The sequence below is a fragment of the Kribbella ginsengisoli genome, assembly GCF_039537185.1.
GTDB classification, from domain to species: domain Bacteria; phylum Actinomycetota; class Actinomycetes; order Propionibacteriales; family Kribbellaceae; genus Kribbella; species Kribbella koreensis.
Genome location: NZ_BAABAA010000002.1, coordinates 218,975 through 239,189, shown reverse-complemented (window position 1 = coordinate 239,189; position 20,215 = coordinate 218,975). Strand labels below are relative to the sequence as shown.

Annotated in this window: 22 protein-coding genes; 11 read left to right on the top strand and 11 right to left on the bottom strand. The window is 65.4% G+C overall.

Annotated elements, in window-relative coordinates; genetic code table 11:
* Positions 1 to 571: 571 nt before the first annotated feature.
* Entirely contained in the window at positions 572 to 1,972 is a 1,401-nt protein-coding gene (locus tag ABD768_RS08440; RefSeq protein WP_344839149.1) for an ATP synthase subunit B family protein, read from the bottom strand.
* Positions 1,973 to 2,400: 428 nt separating this feature from the next.
* Here ABD768_RS08440 and ABD768_RS08435 point away from each other — a divergent pair, with 428 nt between their 5' ends.
* The 3 genes from ABD768_RS08435 to ABD768_RS08425 all read left to right on the top strand — a co-directional run bounded on the left by ABD768_RS08435 (position 2,401) and on the right by ABD768_RS08425 (position 4,349).
* Positions 2,401 to 2,583: a hypothetical protein gene (locus tag ABD768_RS08435; RefSeq protein WP_344839147.1), complete on the top strand. Its 183-nt coding sequence runs from the start codon at positions 2,401 to 2,403 to the stop codon at positions 2,581 to 2,583.
* A 595-nt stretch (positions 2,584 to 3,178) separates the two neighbouring features.
* A complete protein-coding gene (locus tag ABD768_RS08430; protein WP_344839144.1) occupies positions 3,179 to 3,916 on the top strand; it encodes a VOC family protein in 738 nt (245 codons plus the stop codon).
* A 109-nt stretch (positions 3,917 to 4,025) separates the two neighbouring features.
* On the top strand, positions 4,026 to 4,349 hold the full coding sequence (locus ABD768_RS08425) for a hypothetical protein (RefSeq protein WP_344839141.1): 324 nt from the start codon (positions 4,026 to 4,028) through the stop codon (positions 4,347 to 4,349).
* Here ABD768_RS08425 and ABD768_RS08420 read toward each other — a convergent pair.
* Entirely contained in the window at positions 4,346 to 4,789 is a 444-nt protein-coding gene (locus tag ABD768_RS08420) for a GNAT family N-acetyltransferase (protein ID WP_344839139.1), read from the bottom strand. The genes ABD768_RS08425 and ABD768_RS08420 overlap by 4 nt on opposite strands.
* A gap of 62 nt (positions 4,790 to 4,851) precedes the next feature.
* Between ABD768_RS08420 and ABD768_RS08415 the strand changes: the two genes are divergently transcribed.
* Positions 4,852 to 5,145 (top strand): putative quinol monooxygenase, encoded by a 294-nt coding sequence (locus tag ABD768_RS08415; RefSeq protein WP_344839137.1) that lies wholly within the window; start codon positions 4,852 to 4,854, stop codon positions 5,143 to 5,145.
* Here the strand turns inward: ABD768_RS08415 and ABD768_RS08410 are convergent.
* The 3 genes from ABD768_RS08410 to ABD768_RS08400 form a co-directional block, all read right to left on the bottom strand.
* Entirely contained in the window at positions 5,142 to 5,576 is a 435-nt protein-coding gene (locus tag ABD768_RS08410; protein WP_344839134.1) for a DUF4440 domain-containing protein, read from the bottom strand. The two genes, ABD768_RS08415 and ABD768_RS08410, sit on opposite strands and share 4 nt — an antisense overlap.
* Positions 5,577 to 5,596: 20 nt before the next feature.
* Positions 5,597 to 5,884: a hypothetical protein gene (locus tag ABD768_RS08405; protein WP_344839131.1), complete on the bottom strand. Its 288-nt coding sequence runs from the start codon at positions 5,882 to 5,884 to the stop codon at positions 5,597 to 5,599.
* Positions 5,885 to 6,059: 175 nt separating this feature from the next.
* Complete coding sequence (locus tag ABD768_RS08400; RefSeq protein WP_344839129.1) at positions 6,060 to 6,578, bottom strand: DinB family protein; 519 nt, start codon at positions 6,576 to 6,578, stop codon at positions 6,060 to 6,062.
* Positions 6,579 to 6,656: 78 nt separating this feature from the next.
* On the opposite strand from ABD768_RS08400, the gene ABD768_RS08395 reads away from it, so the two are divergent.
* The 4 genes from ABD768_RS08395 to ABD768_RS08380 all read left to right on the top strand — a co-directional run bounded on the left by ABD768_RS08395 (position 6,657) and on the right by ABD768_RS08380 (position 9,117).
* Complete coding sequence (locus tag ABD768_RS08395) at positions 6,657 to 7,406, top strand: DUF4118 domain-containing protein (protein WP_343973291.1); 750 nt, start codon at positions 6,657 to 6,659, stop codon at positions 7,404 to 7,406.
* Positions 7,407 to 7,447: 41 nt separating this feature from the next.
* Entirely contained in the window at positions 7,448 to 7,579 is a 132-nt protein-coding gene (locus ABD768_RS08390; RefSeq protein ID WP_344839127.1) for a hypothetical protein, read from the top strand.
* A complete protein-coding gene (locus tag ABD768_RS08385) occupies positions 7,576 to 8,184 on the top strand; it encodes a hypothetical protein (protein ID WP_344839125.1) in 609 nt (202 codons plus the stop codon). Before ABD768_RS08390 ends, ABD768_RS08385 begins: the two co-directional genes overlap by 4 nt.
* Positions 8,185 to 8,280: 96 nt before the next feature.
* Entirely contained in the window at positions 8,281 to 9,117 is an 837-nt protein-coding gene (locus tag ABD768_RS08380) for a Bax inhibitor-1/YccA family protein (protein WP_343973284.1), read from the top strand.
* A 70-nt stretch (positions 9,118 to 9,187) separates the two neighbouring features.
* On the opposite strand, the gene ABD768_RS08375 is transcribed toward ABD768_RS08380, so the two are convergent.
* From ABD768_RS08375 to ABD768_RS08365, 3 genes are all read right to left on the bottom strand, one after another.
* Positions 9,188 to 9,640: a hypothetical protein gene (locus ABD768_RS08375; RefSeq protein ID WP_344839122.1), complete on the bottom strand. Its 453-nt coding sequence runs from the start codon at positions 9,638 to 9,640 to the stop codon at positions 9,188 to 9,190.
* Positions 9,641 to 9,784: 144 nt separating this feature from the next.
* Entirely contained in the window at positions 9,785 to 10,033 is a 249-nt protein-coding gene (locus tag ABD768_RS08370) for a DUF4287 domain-containing protein (RefSeq protein WP_328328336.1), read from the bottom strand.
* A gap of 88 nt (positions 10,034 to 10,121) precedes the next feature.
* Positions 10,122 to 11,150 carry an SGNH/GDSL hydrolase family protein gene (locus ABD768_RS08365; protein WP_343973270.1) on the bottom strand — a complete coding sequence of 343 codons (1,029 nt, stop codon included), beginning with the start codon at positions 11,148 to 11,150 and terminating at the stop codon, positions 10,122 to 10,124.
* Between the two features lie 76 nt (positions 11,151 to 11,226).
* Between ABD768_RS08365 and ABD768_RS08360 the strand changes: the two genes are divergently transcribed.
* Entirely contained in the window at positions 11,227 to 12,600 is a 1,374-nt protein-coding gene (locus ABD768_RS08360) for a cystathionine beta-synthase (RefSeq protein WP_343973267.1), read from the top strand.
* A 1,058-nt stretch (positions 12,601 to 13,658) separates the two neighbouring features.
* Here the strand turns inward: ABD768_RS08360 and ABD768_RS08355 are convergent.
* Together ABD768_RS08355 and ABD768_RS08350 are read right to left on the bottom strand one after the other, a co-directional pair.
* Complete coding sequence (locus ABD768_RS08355) at positions 13,659 to 15,116, bottom strand: flavin-containing monooxygenase (RefSeq protein WP_344839118.1); 1,458 nt, start codon at positions 15,114 to 15,116, stop codon at positions 13,659 to 13,661.
* 33 nt (positions 15,117 to 15,149) lie between these two features.
* The gene (locus ABD768_RS08350; protein ID WP_343973261.1) at positions 15,150 to 16,391 is read right to left on the bottom strand and encodes a lactate racemase domain-containing protein; all 1,242 of its coding nucleotides are present in this window, start codon (positions 16,389 to 16,391) and stop codon (positions 15,150 to 15,152) included.
* 276 nt (positions 16,392 to 16,667) lie between these two features.
* Here ABD768_RS08350 and ABD768_RS08345 point away from each other — a divergent pair, with 276 nt between their 5' ends.
* Positions 16,668 to 18,056 (top strand): FAD-binding oxidoreductase, encoded by a 1,389-nt coding sequence (locus ABD768_RS08345; RefSeq protein ID WP_343973258.1) that lies wholly within the window; start codon positions 16,668 to 16,670, stop codon positions 18,054 to 18,056.
* 4 nt (positions 18,057 to 18,060) lie between these two features.
* Here the strand turns inward: ABD768_RS08345 and ABD768_RS08340 are convergent, their stop codons facing one another.
* Positions 18,061 to 19,065, bottom strand: a complete 1,005-nt coding sequence (locus ABD768_RS08340) for a glycoside hydrolase family protein (protein ID WP_344839114.1) — start codon at positions 19,063 to 19,065, stop codon at positions 18,061 to 18,063.
* Positions 19,066 to 19,167: 102 nt separating this feature from the next.
* On the opposite strand from ABD768_RS08340, the gene ABD768_RS08335 reads away from it, so the two are divergent.
* Entirely contained in the window at positions 19,168 to 20,211 is a 1,044-nt protein-coding gene (locus ABD768_RS08335) for a LacI family DNA-binding transcriptional regulator (protein WP_344839111.1), read from the top strand.
* The last annotated feature ends 4 nt before the right edge of the window (positions 20,212 to 20,215 follow it).

Below are 20,215 nucleotides of genomic sequence, written 5' to 3'. Positions count from 1 at the left end.
CCCCTTGTGCGTACATCGCGACACGAACCTGGTCCCCACCTATGTCGCAGATGTCGCGACATCATCCACCATCGAGTGCCGCGTTGACTACCGCCCGACCTGACAAGTTTCTCTACGTCTTCAAGACGGGCCCTCCAGGGCCCGAAAGCGCGCCGCCACCACAGGACCGGGGAGCGCGGCAGCCTCCGGCTCCTCGCCTAAGGGCTCGTCGGCCCCGTCCCCCGTTGGCTTGGCGCGCACGTGCCAAAGGGTGCCGGTCTCAGACAGCAGAACTCGCCATCCAACGGTCCGACACCCTGTCCGTGGTTCCTGACGAAAAGGCCGGCCAGTCGGCCGCGTGGTCCAGGCGGCCCGCCGTCTCACCTTGGCTGCCGCATCGTCTCGCTAGCAATCATGGGAGGGGCGGTCCGGCCCGGCCCGCCTCAAGAGCGCCTCCGGCGTCGCTCCGCGATCGAGCAAGCTCGACCCTTGACCCGCACCGAACCTAAGGTCGGCAGCTATCGGGACGATGCGGCAGGTCTGCCCGTGCGGTTGACACGTAGGTGTCAGTAGTCGCCGGGCGGCTGATTCGTCATGCTTCCTGGTCAGACTTGGACTCTTGGATGATTGCTCGCCAATCTTCACACCCCGTAACGACGCCAGCGGTTTCGAGTAGCTTCTCACGCCAGTAGTTAGCCTGACTCGGATCTTTTGTGACCTGGTCACGTATGACAAATAGCTGCAAACCGGTTACAAGACAGTGGTTACGGCTAACGCAATAAGGAATCATCTGATCCGGAAAATCCACCCCGGCGCGCTCACTTAATGGAACTTCCCGCCAAGTATTTACGACGAGAATGCCTTTCGGTGATGCGCCTGTCTCCTCCAGTGCACCGGCAACCCACTTCTCCAGTTGCGCAGCATGCTTCTCAGCGGCACTCTTACCCACGCCCTTAACCTCAACGACCGCCTGGCCCTCAGGGAATGCCACCTTCCAATCATCTCGCCCAGGTTCCGGTTCTGTAACGTCTCCCCCTAAGATTTCGAGAACTGCCTTAACCTCAAGCTCCAGCGCTCGTCCAGTGCCCAGGAAAAGTTGATCCTTGACCTCAGCTGCCTCTTTTTCCTGCTGGAGCTTTGCGAGTTTTGCGCGCGCCGTTTCGACTCTCTTCTGCTGCTTCACTACCTCGGACTGGAGATGCAACTGCTCAGCGGTCGCGTATCTAGTGGCCCACTCGGGCCTCTCCAGCACTTTGCTGCCTGATAGCTTTTGCAAAGCCGCGAGTAGATCCGCCTGGAACGTTGGGGCTTCATCCACCCACTGTGAAGTCCCGGCATCCTCCGGTTCCTCCGACTCCTCGTCGTAGTCAGCTTTTAGATCGATTGCTGGTAACAGAACAAGGTTGCCGGCCGTCTTGCTTCGCTGCATCGAGGCAAGCACAAGGTCCGTGTTCGCCACGTGCGCCAATGTGACGCCAGGACAGTTTGATATCACTGCTTCATATACAAGAAAGCTTCTATATTTTCTAAGTAAGGCGACAATTGAATTGTCTCCGGTGAAAGATATGCGATTGCCTCTTGCTGTCCTGAACTGTGGGGCCTGCATAGGCAAGGCTGACATCAAGTTAAACTTTTCGACATGAGTCGTTGTCACACGGTTTCGCCCTGTGCCGGAATACGTTCGTTTTCCGGTATCGATCTGACATTCCTGCGGAGGACGCACGATAACGACGAGCGTTCGACCGGAATTAATGAATTCCACAAACTCCAGGCGTCGTCGCTTCACATCAGCTTGAATCCGGACGGAGTTGGCATCCGACAGCGTTGGAAGTCCTTGATAATCCTGTTCGTACCCGTGAATGTACGCATCCATACTGCGAGCAGGATCCCAGATCACCACATCGTAATCGAAGACGCTGATACCACTGGCAAAACGCGATCGAGTCGTGTCCTCTCCATAAACAGGATCAAAATCGAGTGAAAGCAAACGCATCTCAAGCGTCCCCCTCAGTGCAGCCCGATTCCAGGCGTCGGGTTGTTGAACTTCCCCGACTACGGTATAGCAGGATGCGCCTCCGACTGCGTGGGCGATGCCTGCCCTGGTTCCCACCAACCGGCTGGCCGCCGACCGGGGGCGCGTCATATCGCCGCCTGGTTGTACTTCTGGTTGCAGTTCAATGCCGTACGGCCCAGTTGGGAGACAGCCTCGAAGCACGACGATGAGCGTTGGATGGACGAGGGCGAACATCATCGAACGACGCCAGATCGAACTTAGACCTCGCGGCAGGTGGTGTAACGTTGTGGCATCGGTTATCGCTAGACAACTCGACGCAAAGTGTCGTTCTCCGTTGAGCCGAAGGGCAATCCGAGCCCACCGACACGTTCAGCGGACGGCACGAAAGCCCCTGGAGGGGATGCTTCGTGTTGTCCGCAACCGGTTCATGGTTTCCCGCGTTCTGGCAGCTCGCTGTTGGCGTTGGCTTTTCGGCCGTGATGCTTGGCCTCGTCCAGCTACTGCTTGGGCTGGCAATCATCAAGCGCGCCCATCGGCGTGACCTGCCCGCGATCGCTCGGGCGCTGTTCGAGCGTCGCCCGAAGAAGTAGGAGTGATGCAATGGTGCCGGGGTCTCCGTGGCCCCGGTGCCGGCGACTGGAGACTGCCCTCTGTCTTGCCGAACCTCCGCTGTAACTGCAGCAGCAAACCGCAGCAACCGGAGTACCCGGCATCGGCCTGAGCCCGCCGAGTGCGACCTTTGCGCAGCCTTGGGCGACGCCTGCCGACCATGCTGCCCCGAGTTCGCAACGAGGCGCAACGCGGCACGTGTGCTTGACACGTAAGTGTCAGCTCTAGCGGCGCGAGATCTTGTTGCCCTAATCTGGCTGTCGTACCCCTCGGCGACTTTCATATCCAGACGCAGTCCCCAAAATCCGCCTGCACCGCAAGGTGACAGTGCTACGAGGCTGGAGGCAGGGTCGACCGCCGAGGGGTTACCTATGCCCCCAAACGGTTGCAGTTGCGGTTGCAGTTCGTTCCCGTTCACCCGTGATCGGAGGGGTACCGGCCGAGGTGTCCACGACTCAGATGAACGACCACGGACGGTCGGGGATGGGTCGGGTCGAACTTAAACCTCGCAGCCGAAAGGCATACGGGTTCGAATCCCGTCCCGGGCACCTAGTGCTCGCCGTTAGCATCGTCGGCATGGCGATGCGGCTGGTGCAGATCAATATGAAGGCTCGGGATGACTCGGCGTTGGGGAGGTTCTGGGCGGAGGCGCTTGGGTGGGGGATCTCCAGTGAAGCGCCTGGGGTGACCAATCTTGAGCCGGAGGGGTTTGTTTATCCCGATCCTGTCGCCGTTTGCATCGACCTCGTCGTCTCCTCGGAGCCGAAGACGGTGAAGAACCGCGTGCATGTCGATCTCGCTACCACCTCCGTAGAGCATCAGGAGGAGTTGGTCGCGCGTCTTGAGGGGCTCGGCGCAACGCTCGCCGACGTGGGGCAGGGCGACGTGCCCTGGACGGTCATGGCTGATCCGGAAGGCAACGAGTTTTGTGTGCTGGAGCCGCGGGCGATTTACCGGGACACCGGGCCGATTGCGGCTGTGGTGGTGGACTGTGTGGATCCGCGAGCCATGGCTCGGTTCTGGGGTGAGGCGATGGACTGGACCCTGCACGAGGTGACCGACCACAGCGCGGTACTGCGCTCCGCCAAGGGCGTAGGTCCATACCTGGAGTTCATCCGCACCCCCGACGAGAAGACCGTCTGGAACCGAGTCCACCTGGACCTCCGCCCCTACCCGAGCGACGACATGGAGGCTGAGACGGCCAGACTGCTGTCCTTGGGCGCCACCCCCGCCGACCTGGGCCAGACCGACATCCCGTGGACAGTCCTGATCGACCCAGAAGGCAACGAGTTCTGCCTCCTCACCCCAGCCTGACCACTCCAGGCTTCGTAGCTCCACGGGGATCGACCACGACCCCGTCCTCCGTTCGCATCCCGCAGCTGTATTTCTGCTCTGGTTCACACCAGCCGGGCATGATGTCCGGGTGGGTATTCGTGCGGAGCTTGTGGGTGCCGGCGGCGCAGTGGTTCGACTGCCGGATCCTGCTGGTGGCACGTTTGATGCTGCTGGGGACTTCGATGAGTTGGTCCCGGTCGATGCTGCCGAGTACCCCGTACTCAGCCAGGTCGAGCCGTTCGACGACAAGAGCTTTTCGCCGGCTGAGATGGACAGACTGATCGTGGAAATCGATCGGCTGGTTGTTTCTGCCACTAGCGACCTTCAGCGCAAAGGGCTTCTGCGTCTCCGTGCGCTCGCCCTGACGTGCCGAGACAGCCCAGGGAGCACGCTCCGGTTCGTGGGCGACTAGCCGGACCTCGAGGTTAGGCGTGGGTTTGTGGTTCGGCGCATCAGGTGGGAGTTGCCGACTTCGGTGGTGAAGCCCCAGCGGTTGTAGAAGGGGACGAGGTCGGGTTGGCAGACGAGTTCGATGCTCTGTACGCCGGTGAGCCGAGGGTGCTGGATGACGGCGTCCATGAGGGCGGCGCCGAGGCCGGAGCCGCGGAAAGCGTCGGCGACGACTACGTCCAGAAGCATTGCCAGGTAGGTGTAGTCGGTGAGGACTCGGGTGAAGGCCACGAGGCGATCCGTCGGCTGATGGATCAGGGCCAGCACGAGGTCTGATTCCCGGAGCATCTGGCTGAGGTCGTCGGGAGTGCGGTCTGCTGTCCACCAGGCCGAGCCGAAGAGGTCCATCAGTTGTGGGATGCGTTCCGGCTCGACCGACCACTGAGGTACGAAGGAAGTCATTGGCTGAGGTTGTCCGTTTCGGCTGCGCCTGTACGTCGTACTGGTGACGGAAGGAGTGGAGTGTGAGGGTGATCGTGGCGGGCAAGGTGTACGTCGATCCGGAGGTGCGGGAGCGGGCCGTTGCGGCGCATCGGGTGATTGTCGAGCGGGCGCGGGAGTATCCGGGGTGTTTGGATGTGTCGATCTCGGCGGATTCGGTGGAGCCGGGGCGGGTCAATCTCTTTGAGTACTGGGAATCGCATGAGGCGCTGGATGCCTGGCGGGCGATCGCGCCGGCGGCGACGGAGCACTTCGAGCTGAAGGACGTACAGGTGCTCAAGCACGAGGTGAGTGGGACGCGTGGGCCGTTCGACTAGTCGATGGTGAGGCCGGGGCGTTCGTCGTCCCAGGCGGCGGCGGAGATTCGCCAGCCTTCGGTGGTACGGATGAATTGGATGGTCTTCCTGCCGCGACCCGTGAAGGCGACGCCGTCCTGCACACCTTCCTTGGCATAACTGCCCCACCAGTGGGCGATGTCCCCGAAGACTTCTGTACTTCCACCAAGAGCCCATTCATGGAAGCCGGTCAGCGTGCCGCCTTCGAGCAGCGCCTGCCGTGGGGCGATGAAGTCTTCGACGCCGTAGACGGCCGGCTCGCCGCCGCAGGTCCGGACGATCACGGCTTGGGGGATGAGGAGTTGCCGCAGCACATCAAGGCGTGCCCCAACGCCCTCACCAGAGGTGAAGGCCGAGAAGAACGCATCCACCATCCGCTCGAGCTCGACGTGTTCGGCAGCAGAATCGGTCACGGGACCGATCGTATGCCGGGCTACTCGTCTGCATCCCAAGTTTTCTGCCGTGAGGCGTCGAGAGGGATGTGCTCAGTCGCGCTGAGATAGCCGTGAGCGAATCTCACCAGTGCCGCCGGAGAGATGTCCGGCAGTTGGTGGAAGGTACGGATGGGCAGGTCGAGGGAGTAGAACCCCGCGAGCTCTCCGGCGAGTTCGCTGACCACCACACAGCGGTAGTGCACGTCTTGGGGGTCCGAAGACCACGACGTAGTGGTCGCCGAGTCCGCTTCGGTGTTCGTCCAGCCACTCCGGACGACCGTTGGCATGGAGACCTGGTGTTCCTTCCACCCGAGCCATCAGCTTCTCAAGGTTTCGGTGGAGATCACCTTGATGGCGGTCGACATCTGGTAGCTACCCCACGGCCACGGTCCGCTGCCGGCGTACTTCGGCCAGCGTCTGATCCGTTGACCCCAACCCACTAGAAGGCTTACGGGCCCGAGCTTATTGGCCGGTGGAGCCGTCGATGGACTCTCGGAGGAGGTCTAGGTGGCCTAGGTGGCGGGCGGTTTCTTCGATCATGTGGTTGAGGGCGTAGCGGAGGTTGAAGGTCATGCCTTGGCCTTGGGCTGGGTCGTCCAGGGAGGGGGCGGCGGCTACTACGGCGCGGGAGCGGGTGCATTCGGCTTGGTAGGCGGCGACCAGGGACGCGAGGGTGTCGTCGGGGGAGAGGGTGAAGGCGCCGTGGGGGTTGTCGTCGGGCCAGGGCCATTCGATGTCCTGGGCGGCGAAGTCGATGGCGAACCAGAAGCGTTCGGTGCCGGTCAGGTGTTTCACCAGGCCGGCGGGGTTCAGGGCCGAGGCGGGGACGGAGCGGGTGGACGCCTGCTCGTCGGTGAGGCCGGCGACCTTGTTCACCACCGTGGCCCGGAGGAAGTCGAGCAAGCTGTTCAGAGTCGCGCGCTCGTCCGCCTCCTGCAGCGGGCGGGTGCGTTCGACGGGTTGCACCTGGTCGGACGTCATCCGGTCAGGTTAGGGGAGTTTGTCAGAGTCTGGTGAGAAGCGTTGGATTGTTGGGCCGTGGGGCGTATCAATGAGGGTGTGGAGAGTTACCGGAATCCGGTGCTGACGGGCGCGGTGTTCGCCCCATTGATCATTTGTGCGGCGGTTTCGCCGTTCAGGCACAGTTTTGACAATGCCAATGCGGCGTTGCTGCTGGTGCTGGTGATCGTGGCGGTGGCGTCGTTCGGGGTGCGGCCGGCTGGGGTGGTGGCGGCGGTTTCCAGTGCGGTCTGGTTCGACTTCTTTCTGACGGTGCCTTACAACCGGCTGACGATCGAGAACCAGGACGACATCGAGACGACGATCCTGCTGGTGGTGATCGGCGCGGCGGTGACCGAGATCGCGATCTGGGGCCGGCGGCAACAAGCTCGCGCCAGCCGGCAGACCGGGTATCTGGCCGGCGTCATGACCACCTCGCAGGCGATCGCGGCTGGTGGGTCGACGGCTGAGGTGATCGATCAGGTGCGGACGGAGCTCACCGCCGTACTGCGTATCGACGGTTGCCGGTTCCTTGCCGGTGGCAAGCGTGAGCATTCGCCGCAGCTGAACCCGGACGGCTCGGTCTCCCGGCGGGACCGGCTGATCAAGGTCGAGCGCGACGGGTTGCCGACCGATGCCGAGATCGAGCTGGTCGTCCAGCACGCGGGTGTCGTCCAGGGCCGGTTCCTGCTGACGGCGGCGAGCCGGATCTCGCGCCCCGACCTCGAGCAGCGGCTGGTCGCTGTCGCTCTCGCCGACCAGGTCGGCGCGGCCCTCGCATCGCAGGAGAGCACTCTGCGTAACCCATGAGATAACCCCAGAACTGGCCTGCGGGAAGAACCACATCCTGGGTGGCCACCGGTCCCGGCGTCGTACTTGCCCATACAGGTACGACGCCGCACCGCGCCCACACCCGGTACGCCGGTACGCCCGGCCAACCCACTAGCCGCGACCGGCCGCCGTACGTCACCATGCGCAGGTGAATGAGCAAGAGATGTTCCTCCGCGTCGGGGAGTGGGCCGGCCGCATCGGCTACCCGATGCCGACGATCAACTGGGTCGAAGGCGTGATCGGGGAGGACTGCATCCGGCTGCAGGAGAACAGCCATGGGGTAGCCACGCTCACAGTGCATGACCATGTGAACGAGTTCTCCACGGAGGAAGAGCAGGAGCTGGTCATCGTCCAGGGCCTCGTACAGGCGCGGCTCGGCCCGGCGCGAGGACGCAGGCGACTCAAGGTGGCTATGACGGTTCTCGGCGGCGTCGTGGGCATTGTCGCCATCCTGCTCGCCGGCCGGTTCGTCGAGAACTACTGGTTGTCGCTGCTGCTGGCATTGGCTTGCGCCTATGTGGTCATGGTGCCTGTCCAGATGCTGATGAATTTCTTCTGGTGCCGCTGGATGAGCCGGCGGGCGGACACGGCGTTTGTCGAGGCGGTCGGGCGGGAGCGGGTGGTGGCGTGGTTGACGCTGCACGCGGCCCACCGGCCGGCGCGGTTCCGGGCCCGGATCCGGTGGGTGCTGCTCGGAGCGCCGCCGCTGGCGGCCGAGCGGTTGCGGATGCTCGGGGAGAAGGACGTTACCGGGTGATATCGCTTGGGGAACACCTGGTTGATCCTCAGGCGTTGTTAAGGGTGGGCCCGTAGTATCCAGGTACGACCCACAGTGGGTTATCAGGAGGATGACATGCAGAGCAGTAACCCGGTCCTGAACCGGTCGAGTGCGTTTGCGCCTGGCCAAGGCCAGGCCTATCCCGGGGCAGCTCCGTACGGTCAGCCGGGTCCTTACGGTCAGCCCGGCCAGTACGGCGGACCCGGAATGCCGGGCCAGCAGTACCAAGGTGCCCCCGCCAACAGCCGTCCGATGACCTTGGACGACGTCATCGTCAAGACCAGCATCACGCTCGGCGTGGTCGTCGTCGCGGCGGCCCTGTCGTGGTGGCGCACCCCGGAGAACCTGGTCACGCCGGTGTTCGTCGCCGGTGCCCTGGTCGCCTTCGTGCTCGCGATGGTGCTGTCCTTCTCGCGCAGGATCAACCCGGTCCTGGTGATGGCGTACGCCGCCGCCGAGGGCGTGTTCCTGGGGATCTTCAGCAAGTTCATCGCCGGGTACGTCGGTAGTTCCGATGTGATCGTCCAGGCCGTCCTGGCGACCATGGTGACGTTCGCGCTGACCCTGGCGACGTACAAGTACTTCGCGATCAAGGTGACGCCGCGCTTCACCAAGATGGTCATCATCGCCACGATGGCCTTCGCCGGCGTGCTGCTGATCAACTTCGTCGCCAGCCTGCTCGGCTACCACAGCGGCATCGGCGGGTTCGGCGCGATGGGCCTGCTGTTCGCCGCGCTCGGCGCCGGCCTCGCGGTGTTCAACCTGATCCTCGACTTCGACCTGGTCGAGCGGGGCGTCGCCGCCGGAGCGCCGCAGAACGAGGCCTGGCGGGCCGCGTTCGGCCTGACCGTCACGCTGGTCTGGCTGTACATCAACCTGCTGCGGATCCTCGCCATCCTTCGCGGGAACTGACACAGCTAGCTGACCAAAACGAGGCCCGGCTCCTTCAGGTGGAGGAGCCGGGCCTTCGTCATGCCCCGCGCTAGTGCGACCAGACCTTGACCTTGGCGCCCCAGGTCTCCGAGCTCCACCAGTTGTCGGTGTACTCCGTGATGTAGATGTTCTGCAGGTTGGCCGTCGCCTGCGCCGTGTCGAACGACTTCAGCCGATCCGGGCCGCACCTGCCGTCGGTGTTGTTCACGAAGTACTTCGTCTTGTCGGTCCCCACGAGCGGATAGTCGAAGGTGACCTTGACCGCGGCGTTGCGGCGGTCGCACTTGTCGTCCCTGATCCAGCCCTGCACCCGGGCCTTGTCGCCGGAGGGCACGGTGACCTCGCCCCAGGCCGAGACGCCCTCGGCGCCATAGGTTTCGAAATGAGTGGTCGCCGAGACCGTCGCCGGCGCCTGCGCAGTGGCAACAGCTGAGCCGCCGACGAACGCTGACGCGGTACACAGACCGGCAACCGCCAGGAGAATTCCCCGTCGAATGTTCATCTCCGCAGCCTAACTGACGCTCAGTAGTCAGTCGAGTGCGGAAAGTGAGCATCCCTCAGGAGGGGTTCCGAGGAAACAGCGAAGACCTGCCCCTCCACCTGAAAGGGCAGGTCTCCGGCGAAATTCGGTCTCCTGTTCGGCTCGTCAGCCCATTCGCCTGTGCGCTTTGGCGAGGTCGTACTCATGGACGATGGCTGTGGCGTGCCCGTGTGCGAGGGCGTACTCGCTGGAAAGCCATCTCACTCTGTCGTCGAAGCGCAGGAACGACGGTCCGTCGTTCATCAACCTGAACCACTCGGCCATCTCACGTCCAGTGCACCTGGGCACCTTCTCCACCAGACGTTGGTGCGTCTCCTCGGAGTGGTTCAAGCCCATCTTCGCCTCCCGTTTCATCCGGGGTATCGCGTAGTCATTCGACTGTGCATCAGGAAGACGTTGCGTGCAAGCCCTTCTTCATGAAAGTCAACGCTCAGCGGACGCGCTATTTCCCAACGGGTACTGCGTTCGCGGTACCGCCGGCGGCCTCTTCGACCCGCTCGACCTCGACCTTGGGATGGCGCCGGCGATGCCGCAGCTCGGCCCAGCGACCACGCGGACCGCGCTCGTGCCCGGCCACCTCAGTCGCCGCGACCTCGGTGCCGGCGGTCCGGGCAGCCTGTACTGCGGCTTCCGCGATCGGCAGCACCGCTTCGCCCCGAAACGGCTCCGGATAGACGTACGACTCCGGCCCGATCCCCATCGCGGCGGCCACCGATGGCAGCAAGGCGGCCGACGCGGCGGCGTACCCGGTGACCGACGGGTGGAAGTTGTCCGGGCCCCACATCGACGGGTTGGTGCGGAAAGCCTCGCTCAGCAAGGAGCCCATTGACACCGTGCGGCCACCAGCCTCGACGACGCTGATCGTCTGCGCGGCAGCCAGACGCTGGCTCCACGAGCGGGCGACCTGGCGCAGCGGGGGCATGATCGGCCGGACGACGCCGAGGTCCGGGCAGGTGCCCACGACGACCTCGCAGTTCGCGGCGCGCAGCCGGCGTACGGCGGAATCGAGCAGCCGGACCGATGTGGACGGAGGCACCTGCGCCTTCACGTCGTTGACCCCGATCAGGATCGCGGCCACATGTGGGCCGGCGAGCAGGGCGTTGTCGACCTGGCCGGCCAGGTCGACGGACTTGGCCCCCGTTCGCGACACGTCGACGAGCCGGACCGGGCGCTTCGCCAGCTCGGCGAGACCGCAGGCGAGCAGTACGCCGGGGGTCTCGTCGGGCGAGGAGGTGCCGTATCCGGCTGCACTGGAGTCGCCGATCATCGCGAGCGTGATCGGTCGACCTGGGTACCGACCGTACAGGCCGTCGCCCTTGGCCGGGTGAGCCTTCATCGGACCGATGACGTGCTTGGCGTACCGCGCTTCCGCGGTCAGTACGCCGTACAGCGTCGCCCCAATCAGTCCGAGTCCCCCGCCACCGAAGGCTGCGGCCTGGGCCAGTTTCTTGGCGGCCCGGGCTTTTGTCATAGGACCAGGATTACACGCTGTGACGCCGAAGCAAGTGAAATAGGGGAACGCCGCGCACGTCTCGTACAGTGAGATCGTGCGCTACTCAGAATCTCTCCTGGACCTGGTCGGCAACACGCCGCTCGTGCGGCTTTCGAAGACCACCGACGGCGCCAAGCCGCTGGTGCTCGCGAAGGTCGAGTACTTCAACCCGGGCGGGTCCGTGAAGGACCGGATCGCCAAGCGGATGATCGAGGCGGCCGAGGCCTCCGGCGAGCTCAAGCCGGGTGGAACGATCGTCGAGCCGACGTCGGGCAACACGGGCGTCGGGCTCGCGATGGTTGCCCAGGCCAAGGGCTACAAGTGCGTCTTCGTCTGCCCGGACAAGGTCAGCGAGGACAAGCGCAACGTGCTCAAGGCGTACGGCGCCGAGGTGGTGGTCTGCCCGACCGCGGTCGCGCCGGAGCACCCGGACTCGTACTACAACGTCTCCGACCGGCTGGTCCGCGAGATCGAGGGCGCCTGGAAGCCGAACCAGTACGCCAACGTGAACAACCCGATCTCACACTACGAGTCGACCGGGCCGGAGCTCTGGGAGCAGACGGACGGCAAGATCACGCACTTCGTGGCGGGCGTCGGTACCGGCGGCACGATCAGCGGCACCGGGAAGTACCTCAAGGAGGTCTCCGGCGGGCGCGTGCAGATCATCGGGGCGGACCCGGAGGGTTCTGTGTACTCCGGCGGGTCCGGCCGGCCGTACCTGGTCGAGGGTGTGGGTGAGGACTTCTGGCCGGAGACTTATGACCGCGACATCTGTGACCGGATCATCGAGGTGTCGGACGCCGACTCGTTCGCGGTGACGCGGCGGCTGGCTCGCGAAGAGGCGATGCTGGTCGGTGGGTCCGCGGGGATGGCGGCTGCGGCGGCTATCCGGTTGGCCAAGGAGCTGGATGACCCGGAGGCGGTCATCGTCGTGCTGCTGCCGGATGGTGGGCGTGGGTATCTGACGAAGGTGTTCAACGACGAGTGGCTGGCGCAGTACGGGTTCCTGGCGCACGAGCGGCAGGGGGCGACGCTGGGCGAGGTGCTCGCGCGCAAGGACGGGAGTCTGCCGCCGCTGGTGCACACGCACCCGCACGAGACGATCGCCGAGGCGGTCGAGATCCTGCGCGAGTACGGCGTATCGCAGATGCCGGTGGTACGGGCCGAGCCGCCGATCATGGCGGCTGAGGTGGCTGGTTCGGTGTCGGAGCGGACGCTGATGGACGCCCTGTACTCCGGGAAGGCGCGGCTCGCGGACATCGTCGAACTGCACATGGACCCGGCGCTGCCGTCGCTCGGTGCGGGCGAATCGGTCACCCGGGCGGTCGAGCTGCTCGAAGGCCGGGACGCGTTGATGGTGCTCGACGATGGCAAGCCCGTCGGCGTGCTGACCCGCCAGGACCTGCTCGGTCACCTGTCCGTCAGCTGACCTCCTACCTGTCCACAACCGTGGGAACGATGGCGATCAGAACCGTGAGCAAGATACCGACCACGATCGCTGCTGACCCGAGAATCTGAAGAATTTCCATACCTCAACAGTCCTCCGGAAACCCCTTCCGGCCATCGGTCCCCGGACCGGTCTTGCAGTCCACCTGAGGTATCAGAACCCTTTGTTCTGCTCATACTTCTGTTGCCCCAAGCAATAAACAGAACCGCCGACGCCGGTCATCCCCGTACGGACGGCTGGCGTCGGCGGTTCTGGAGGTGCGTTCAAATGTCGTCGCACCCGCTAGGCGAGCTAGCTGGTGGCGCTGCGTGCCACCAGCTGCTCGTAGGCGCTGGCAGGCGAGGTGCTCGCAGCGCCGGCGTACTGCTTCTGCTTGCTCCACAGCCGACGAGCCCCCCGAGGGCTCTTCGGGTGTGGGGCGGCCGCACTCGAGCGCTCGGTGGTGGGGGCGCCTGGCCGGCCACCGGGGCGTTGGGGGTGGGGTGGAAGCACGCCCGGGCTCGAGTGCGGGGCTTTGATCAGCGGTCTACGACCGTGGGGATGATGGCGATCAGGGCGGTGATCACGACACCGCCGACGATGACGACTGTGCTGAGGATCTGGAGGAGGTTCATGCTCCAAGAGTCCTCCGGAAACGACCGGAAAACGTCGGTCCAAAGACCTGTCTTCGTCTCCACCTATAGTCGTACGCCGCCCCCGGCCGTCTCCTACTCCAGTACTCCGGGACGCCCCCGAAACTCCCCTGACCACCGCTCCGCCGGCCATTCGTAGCGACCTTGAACACCAAACGGCGACCTTGAACAAGCAATAACGTGTTCAAGCCCACCGCCAGCTGTTCAAGCCCACCGCCAGCTGTTCAAGCCCACCGCCAGCTGTTCAAGCCCACCGCCAGCTGTCCGAACCCGCCAGTGGCGTGCTAACCCGCCAGTGGCGTGCTAACCCGCCAGTGGCGTGCTAACCCACCAGTGGCGTGCAAGCCCGCCAGTGGTGGGCGAGCCCGCGAGTGGCGGGCTTGGACAGTAAATGGTGGGGGTGCCGGGTTAGTGGGTGATTACGTAGTCGGTGGGGTTGAGGCGGCGGGTGCGGCGCCAGTAGGTGAGGGTGAAGTCGGGCCAGATGGTGGAGTTGCGGCCCTGGGCGTCGAGGTACCAGCTGGTGCAGCCGCCTTGCCAGACGCTGCCGTCCAGGTCCTGCTGGACCTCGGAGACGAAGCGTTCCTGGACGTCTTCGCGAACCTCGACGGAGGTGGCGTTGCGGCGGCGCAGGAGGTCTAGCGCCTGCATGACGTAGCGGACCTGGGCCTCGATCATGAAGACCATGGAGGAGTGGCCGAGGGCGGTGTTGGGGCCGACCAGGAGGAAGAGGTTCGGGTAGCCGGCGACCGTGATGCCGAGGTGGGCGCCGATGCCGTTCTGCTTCCAGGCGTCGGCGAGGTCGACGCCGTCGCGGCCGAGGATGCTGATCCGGGTCAGGTTGCCGGACACCTCGAAGCCGGTGCCGAACACGATCGTGTCGCACTCCCGCTCGACGCCGTCCGCGGTGACCACGCCGGTCGGCGTCACCCGGGCGATCCCGTCAGTGACGACGTCGACGTTGTCCCGAGTCAGCGCCGGGTAGTAGTCGTTCGAAATGAGGACCCGCTTGCAGCCGATCTGGTAGTCGGGCGTCAGCTTCTCCCGCAGTACCGGATCGCTGATCTGCTTGCGCAGTTGCCGCTTGGCCTGCAGCTCGAGCCCCTTCATCAGCCGAGGATTGCCCGCGAAGCCGAGCCCGCGCGCCTCCAGCCCCCAGAAGATGATGTCGCGGATCGCCCGCTGCCCAGCCGGGAACCGGGCGTGCAGCGACCGCTCCAGCGACCCGATCGCGCGGTCGGGTTTCGACGTGATCCACGGCGGCGTCCGCTGGTACAGATCCACCTGCGCCGCCTTCTCCGCAACGCGCGGCACGAACTGGATCGCCGAGGCGCCGGTGCCGATCACGGCCACCCGCTTCCCCGTCAGGTCATCCGAGTGATCCCACTGCGACGAGTGAAACGCCTTACCGGCAAAGGAATCGAGCCCGGCGATCTCCGGGAACTTCGGCTTGTGCAGGTTGCCCACGCCACTCACCAACGCCTGCGCCTGCACGGTCTCGGTGCCGTTGACCGTGACGGTCCAGTGCCCGGTGGCTTCGTCGTACGCCGCTTCGGTGACGTCCGAGCCGTACCGGATCTTGTCCGCGATCCCGTACTTGTCCGCGCAGTGCTCCAGATAGGCGAGGATCTCGTCCCATGGCGCGAACATGCGAGTCCAGCGCGGATTCTGCTCGAACGAGAAGGAGTACAGGTACGACGGTACGTCGCAAGCGCAGCCCGGATAGGTGTTGTCGCGCCAGGTCCCACCGAGGCGATCCGCCTGCTCCAGGATCACGAAGTTCTCACATCCGGCCTGGCGAAGCTTGATGCCCATGCAAATCCCGGCGAAGCCGGACCCGATGATGGCGACCTCAACTGGTTCCATAGGAGCGTAGGTTACCCGTCAGTCAGGTCCGTGTCAGCGGAGCCGATGAAGGATCTCACCGGCGTTCGGGATGACCAACGTGTCCGGGTCGTTCTCGTACTGCGCAAGCTCGAACCCCGCCGGATCCAGGTACCCGAGATTGGCCCTCCGGACGACTTCCTCCGGTATGCCCGTCGCCAGCGTGACGTCCACCCGGCACCGCTCCCCGTCCACCGGATCCCAGGTCCCCGCACCCCGCAGATGAGTCGAGTGCGCGAGCACTCCCCAATGCATCGAGCGAAACGAATCCCACTGGCCCAGGAAGTAGTCGCGACAGTGGTACCCGATCTGCTCGATCTCCGGGTGCATCGCCGCCAACTGCGTCACGTGTGGGGCATGAAGAATCACCTCACCGCCGTCCGCCACGATCGGCTCGACCTTGTAGAAGCCCTTCGCGGCCGTCCAGATGTCCTGATAGCGCGACGGCATCAGCGAGACGACCCGGCGTACCGGCTTGTCGAGATAACGGACGTGGGTCTGCGCTGACACCGCAGCGGCTGCTTGCCAGGAGGATGCGGTGTCGCCGAAGGCCACAGCGTGCAGACCGTTCGTCCCCGACTGCGCGACGACGCTGATCGCGAGCTTGCCGGCGGGGATGAGCGCGGCAGCCTCGTCGATCAACGCGCGCACGGGCGTGATCCCCGGCGTACCGATGATGCCGGCGCTGGTGATCAGCGCGCCGAGCCAGTGCGACAGGTCGATGACCTCCTGGCCGGCGACGCCCGGGAAGAAGTACTTGTTGCCGCCGGAGAAGCCGACCACTTCGTGCGGGAAGACCGGGCCGACGACGAGCGCGACGTCGTGCTCGACGACCGCGCGGTTGAGCCGGACCCGAACCTCCTCCTGCAGCAGGCCGCCGGAGATCTCGCCGATCCGGTCCGCGCTGATGGTGCCGAGGTCGGCGAAGGTCTCCTCCTTCCACCACTCGTGGTTCAGCACGTCGTACTCGCCGCCGAGATGGGCGCGCAACTCATCGGACGACATCTCGGCATGGGTGCCGAGGGCAACGAGCACGGTCAGCCGGGAGACCTTGCCGGTCAGGGCGCTGTGGACAGCCCCGAGCAGGAGCGGCAACGGGCAGCTGCGGGTGGCGTCCGGAACGATGACGCAGACGCTCCGGCCGTCGAGCCCGGCGCCGGCCAGTTGCTCGTGGATGAAGGCGGTGACGTCGGCGTCGGACAGGACCTGCCCGGGTCCACCCAGCACTGCTGCGGTCTGCGCGTCGGTGACGGTCATGCCTCGAGCGTATCGGCAAGCGGTTACCCCTGTCCCGAGCGACAGGACATAGTGCTCATTCGGCGGCCTCTCGCCGTTTCCGTGAGCGTGGGAACCGATCCAACCGCGGACTATGTCCTGTCGTCCGGGACAGAGCCGCCCGTAGTCGGATGGAAACCGTTGGTAGACAGGGGATTCACGTCACCCTTTGGTAAGCGGCGAAGCGTTGACCGGGTGTGGGAGCGGGCGCAGCATCGGGGTGTCAACTGGGGAACAGCGACGCAAGGGGGAGTTCCCATGTCCGACACGATGGCGCGTTCGCCGGGTTCTCATCGGGGGCGGCCGGACGGTTTCGGGGGAGAGGTGATCCGGCCGGGTGATCCGTCGTACGACGAGGCCCGGTCGGTGTTCAACGCGATGATCGACAAGCGGCCGGGGGTGATCGCGCAGTGCGAGTCGGCGGCCGATGTCGCCGCGGCGGTGCGGTACGGGGTCTCGGAAGGCTTGGAGATCGCAGTACGAGGGGGTGGTCACAGCGTTGCGGGTGCGGGGGTGACGGAGGGCGGCCTGGTGGTCGACCTGCGCAAGATGCGGTCCGTACAGGTCGATCCGGAAGCGAAGCTGGCACGGGTGGCCGGCGGTGCGACCTGGGCGGATCTCGATGGCGCCTGCCAGCAGTACTGGCTGGCGACGACGGGTGGCAGGGTGTCGACGACGGGGGTGGCCGGGCTGACGCTTGGTGGCGGGTCCGGCTGGCTCGAGCGCAAGTTCGGGTTGGCGTGCGACAGCCTGGTATCGGTCGAGCTGATCACGGCGGACGGGCAGTTGGTGATCGCGGACGAGACGCGGAACACCGAGCTGTTCTGGGCGCTGCACGGTGGTGGCGGCAACTTCGGGGTGGCGACGTCGCTGACGTTCAAGCTGCGGCCGCTGACGTCGATGACGCTGGCGATGCTGTTCTGGCCGGCCGACGCGGGGCCGGAGGTGATCCGCCGGTACCGCGATCTGATCGAGGCGGGAGTACCGGACGAACTGGGTGGTGGTGTCATCTACCTCACCGGCCCGCCGGAGGACTTCGTGCCGCTGCACCTGCAAGGCGAGCGGCTGGTCGGCGCGGCCGCGTTCTACGCCGGGACCGAGGAGGAGACGCGGGCGATCTTCCAGCCGATGATGGACCTGTCGCCCGAGGGCGTGATGATCGCGGAGATGCCCTACTCAGCCATTCAGTCGGCTCTGGATGACCCGCCCGGCTTCCGGAACTACTGGTCGGCGGAGCATCTGAGTGAGCTGCCCGACGAGGCGATCGCCGCTTTCGTCGGTGGGGCGGCCGGCATGCTTCATCCGTCGCCTTCGCAGCAGATACTGGTGCCGTGGGGCGGTGCGGTGGGGCGTGATGCCGACAAGTGGCCGTTGCCGCATCGGAACGCGGCGTGGGTGATCCACCCGTTCGGGCTCTGGGCGGATGCTGCCGACGATCAGCGCGGGATCGAGTGGGCGCGGAACCTCTGTACCGACATGAAGCCGTGGGCGACCGGTGCGGTCTACCTGAACTTCATCGGGGACGAGGGTCAGGATCGGGTGGTCGCCGGTTATGGGAAGGACAACTACGAGCGGCTTGCCCGGGTCAAGGGTGAGTTCGACCCGGGCAACGTGTTCCAGCTGAATCAGAACATCAAGCCTGGTTAGTGGCTCAGACGGCTCGGGCGATGGCGATGGAGCCGGCCAGGCGTTCGCCGGCCTCGTAGATCATGTACTCCACGCCGTTGTCCGAGCCGAACGCCGGTGCCGCGCAGCGACCGTTGTCCGGCGCGCCGCTGAGTGGGGAGTGGAAGACGCCGAGGTGGTTGCGCTTGTCGAAGTTGTTGCCCACCTCGGTGATCCGCATCGACCCGCCGGCCTCGATGTTCGTGTGGTAGATGACGTACGTCGAACCGTTGCGCTCGGCAACCGCCGGGGCGCCGATGTTGAGCGCGCCGACGTCCTGCGGGTTGATCAGCGGGGTCTGCGAGAAGGTCCAGGTGCGGGCGTCGCCCGACCAGCCCCAGCCGATCGAGCGACGGTTCGCGGTGGTGTTGATCATGAAGACCATCACGTACCGGGCGTTCTTCGACGGGAGGTCGTGACGGAAGACGCGGGCGTAGGACGTCTCCGTCGTGCCGGCCGGGAGCATCGAGGTGTTGAGGACGACCTTGTCGTAGGTGAAGTGGATGCCGTCGGTCGAGCGGGCCAGGCGGGTGGTGGTGTTCTCGCCGTGGAAGTACATCCACATCTCGTTGACGTCGTCGTTCCACAGCGCGTGCGGCGAGGAGACGTGGGAGACGTTGTAGTTGGGCGACCAGGTGCGGCTGATGATCGGGTTGGCGTTGTACTCCGTGTACGGTCCGCCGAGCGAGTTGGAGTAGGCGAGGCAGAGGCCGCCGGGGGCGTCGTGCGGGGCGTAGTACAGGTAGAAACGGCCGAGGGCGTTGCTGATCCGGCCGACGGTGCCGCGGACGCTGGGGAAGATCAGTTCGCCGGTGGGGTTGTAGCGCAGGTTGGCCTTGTCGAATGCGACCCGGACGTAGCTGTAGTTGGGGAATCCGCCGGGCGCGGCCTGTGCGGTGCCGGTCATCGGTACGCCGGCCGCGAGGCCGAGCCCGAGGCCGGCGGTGCCGCGGAGTAGGGTCCGGCGGCTGACGGGAGGTAGGTTCGTCATCCTTGATTCCTCACACATGTCGGGGGCGGGGTTGCTGCCGAGTGTGGGATTCGTCCGTTGGGTCAGTCAATAAGCTAATCCGTATTAGCTAAGGTGAGGTGTATGGCAAGGGCGCCGCGTCAGGCGGATATCGCCGCCGCTGCCGGGGTTTCGCAGACGACGGTCTCGCTGATCCTGTCCGGGAACACCGACGGCATGCGGCTGGCGGAGTCGACCCGGCTCCGGGTGCTGAAGGCGGCGGAGACGCTCGGCTATGTGCCGGATCCGGTCGCTACCCGGCTGGCGTCGTCGCGCAACCACATGATCGGCGTGTACACCTTCGCGTCGGCGTTCCCGACCGCGGTCGATGGCTTCTACTACCCGATCCTGGCCGGCATCGAGGAGGAGGCGGCCGCCCTCGGCCAAGACCTCATCCTCTTCACCGGAACCGGCGGTCTCGGGGCGAGGGCGGACGACAAGACGGCGATTCGGCGGACCCGGGTTGCCGATGGGTGCCTGTTCTTCGGGCGGCATGTGCCGGAGGAGCCGATCGACTGGTTGCTTGGTGGTGGGTTTCCGCTCGTCTACATCGGCCGGCGCGACGAGTTGGCGGGCCGGATCCCGTACGTCGGAGTGGACTACGTCGCGGCCTCCGCCGCCGTCGTCAACCGCCTGGTCGAGGCCGGCCACCGCGAGATCCGCTACCTCCGCTCGCTCGACGACGCCCTCTCCTCGACCGACCGCGAGCGAGGCGTCCTCACCGCAGCTGCCTCGGCCGGGTTGCCGGTACGCCGAATCGTCGTGCGCGCCGCCGACGCCGAGGTCGGCGCCTTGGGGTCCGAGGTCCGCGAGTTGGTCGAGCGCTGGCGTGGCGAGGGGGTGACGGCCGTCGTCGTCGAGGAGACCGACACCGGGTTGCTCTCGGCCGCCTTGCTGGACGCGGTGCACGACATCCGGGTGCCAGCTGAGTTGTCGCTCGCGGTGCTCGGCCAACCAGCGGGCCACCCGGAGCTGAGCGGGTTCGAGGTCCCGCGACGCGAACTCGGGCGCCAAGCGGTGCGTCTACTGGTCGACCAGATCACGTCGTCAAGTACTGGAGACCCCGAGCAGATGCTCCTCGACTGCATCCCGATCACCGGCTCGACCATCGGCCAGGCGCCGTGCTGACGCG

What these genes read in the sequence shown, in the direction of transcription:
- ABD768_RS08375 (WP_344839122.1), bottom strand. Translation starts at nt 9,640, where the DNA reads ATGAACATTCGACGGGGAATTCTCCTGGCGGTTGCCGGTCTGTGTACC.
- ABD768_RS08440 (WP_344839149.1), bottom strand. Translation starts at nt 1,972, where the DNA reads ATGCGTTTGCTTTCACTCGATTTTGATCCTGTTTATGGAGAGGACACG.
- ABD768_RS08430 (WP_344839144.1), top strand. Translation starts at nt 3,179, where the DNA reads ATGGCGATGCGGCTGGTGCAGATCAATATGAAGGCTCGGGATGACTCG.
- ABD768_RS08420 (WP_344839139.1), bottom strand. Translation starts at nt 4,789, where the DNA reads ATGACTTCCTTCGTACCTCAGTGGTCGGTCGAGCCGGAACGCATCCCA.
- ABD768_RS08335 (WP_344839111.1), top strand. Translation starts at nt 19,168, where the DNA reads ATGGCAAGGGCGCCGCGTCAGGCGGATATCGCCGCCGCTGCCGGGGTT.
- ABD768_RS08355 (WP_344839118.1), bottom strand. Translation starts at nt 15,116, where the DNA reads ATGGAACCAGTTGAGGTCGCCATCATCGGGTCCGGCTTCGCCGGGATT.
- ABD768_RS08365 (WP_343973270.1), bottom strand. Translation starts at nt 11,150, where the DNA reads ATGACAAAAGCCCGGGCCGCCAAGAAACTGGCCCAGGCCGCAGCCTTC.
- ABD768_RS08350 (WP_343973261.1), bottom strand. Translation starts at nt 16,391, where the DNA reads ATGACCGTCACCGACGCGCAGACCGCAGCAGTGCTGGGTGGACCCGGG.
- ABD768_RS08400 (WP_344839129.1), bottom strand. Translation starts at nt 6,578, where the DNA reads ATGACGTCCGACCAGGTGCAACCCGTCGAACGCACCCGCCCGCTGCAG.
- ABD768_RS08345 (WP_343973258.1), top strand. Translation starts at nt 16,668, where the DNA reads ATGTCCGACACGATGGCGCGTTCGCCGGGTTCTCATCGGGGGCGGCCG.
- ABD768_RS08370 (WP_328328336.1), bottom strand. Translation starts at nt 10,033, where the DNA reads ATGAAACGGGAGGCGAAGATGGGCTTGAACCACTCCGAGGAGACGCAC.
- ABD768_RS08405 (WP_344839131.1), bottom strand. Translation starts at nt 5,884, where the DNA reads ATGCCAACGGTCGTCCGGAGTGGCTGGACGAACACCGAAGCGGACTCG.
- ABD768_RS08380 (WP_343973284.1), top strand. Translation starts at nt 8,281, where the DNA reads ATGCAGAGCAGTAACCCGGTCCTGAACCGGTCGAGTGCGTTTGCGCCT.
- ABD768_RS08340 (WP_344839114.1), bottom strand. Translation starts at nt 19,065, where the DNA reads ATGACGAACCTACCTCCCGTCAGCCGCCGGACCCTACTCCGCGGCACC.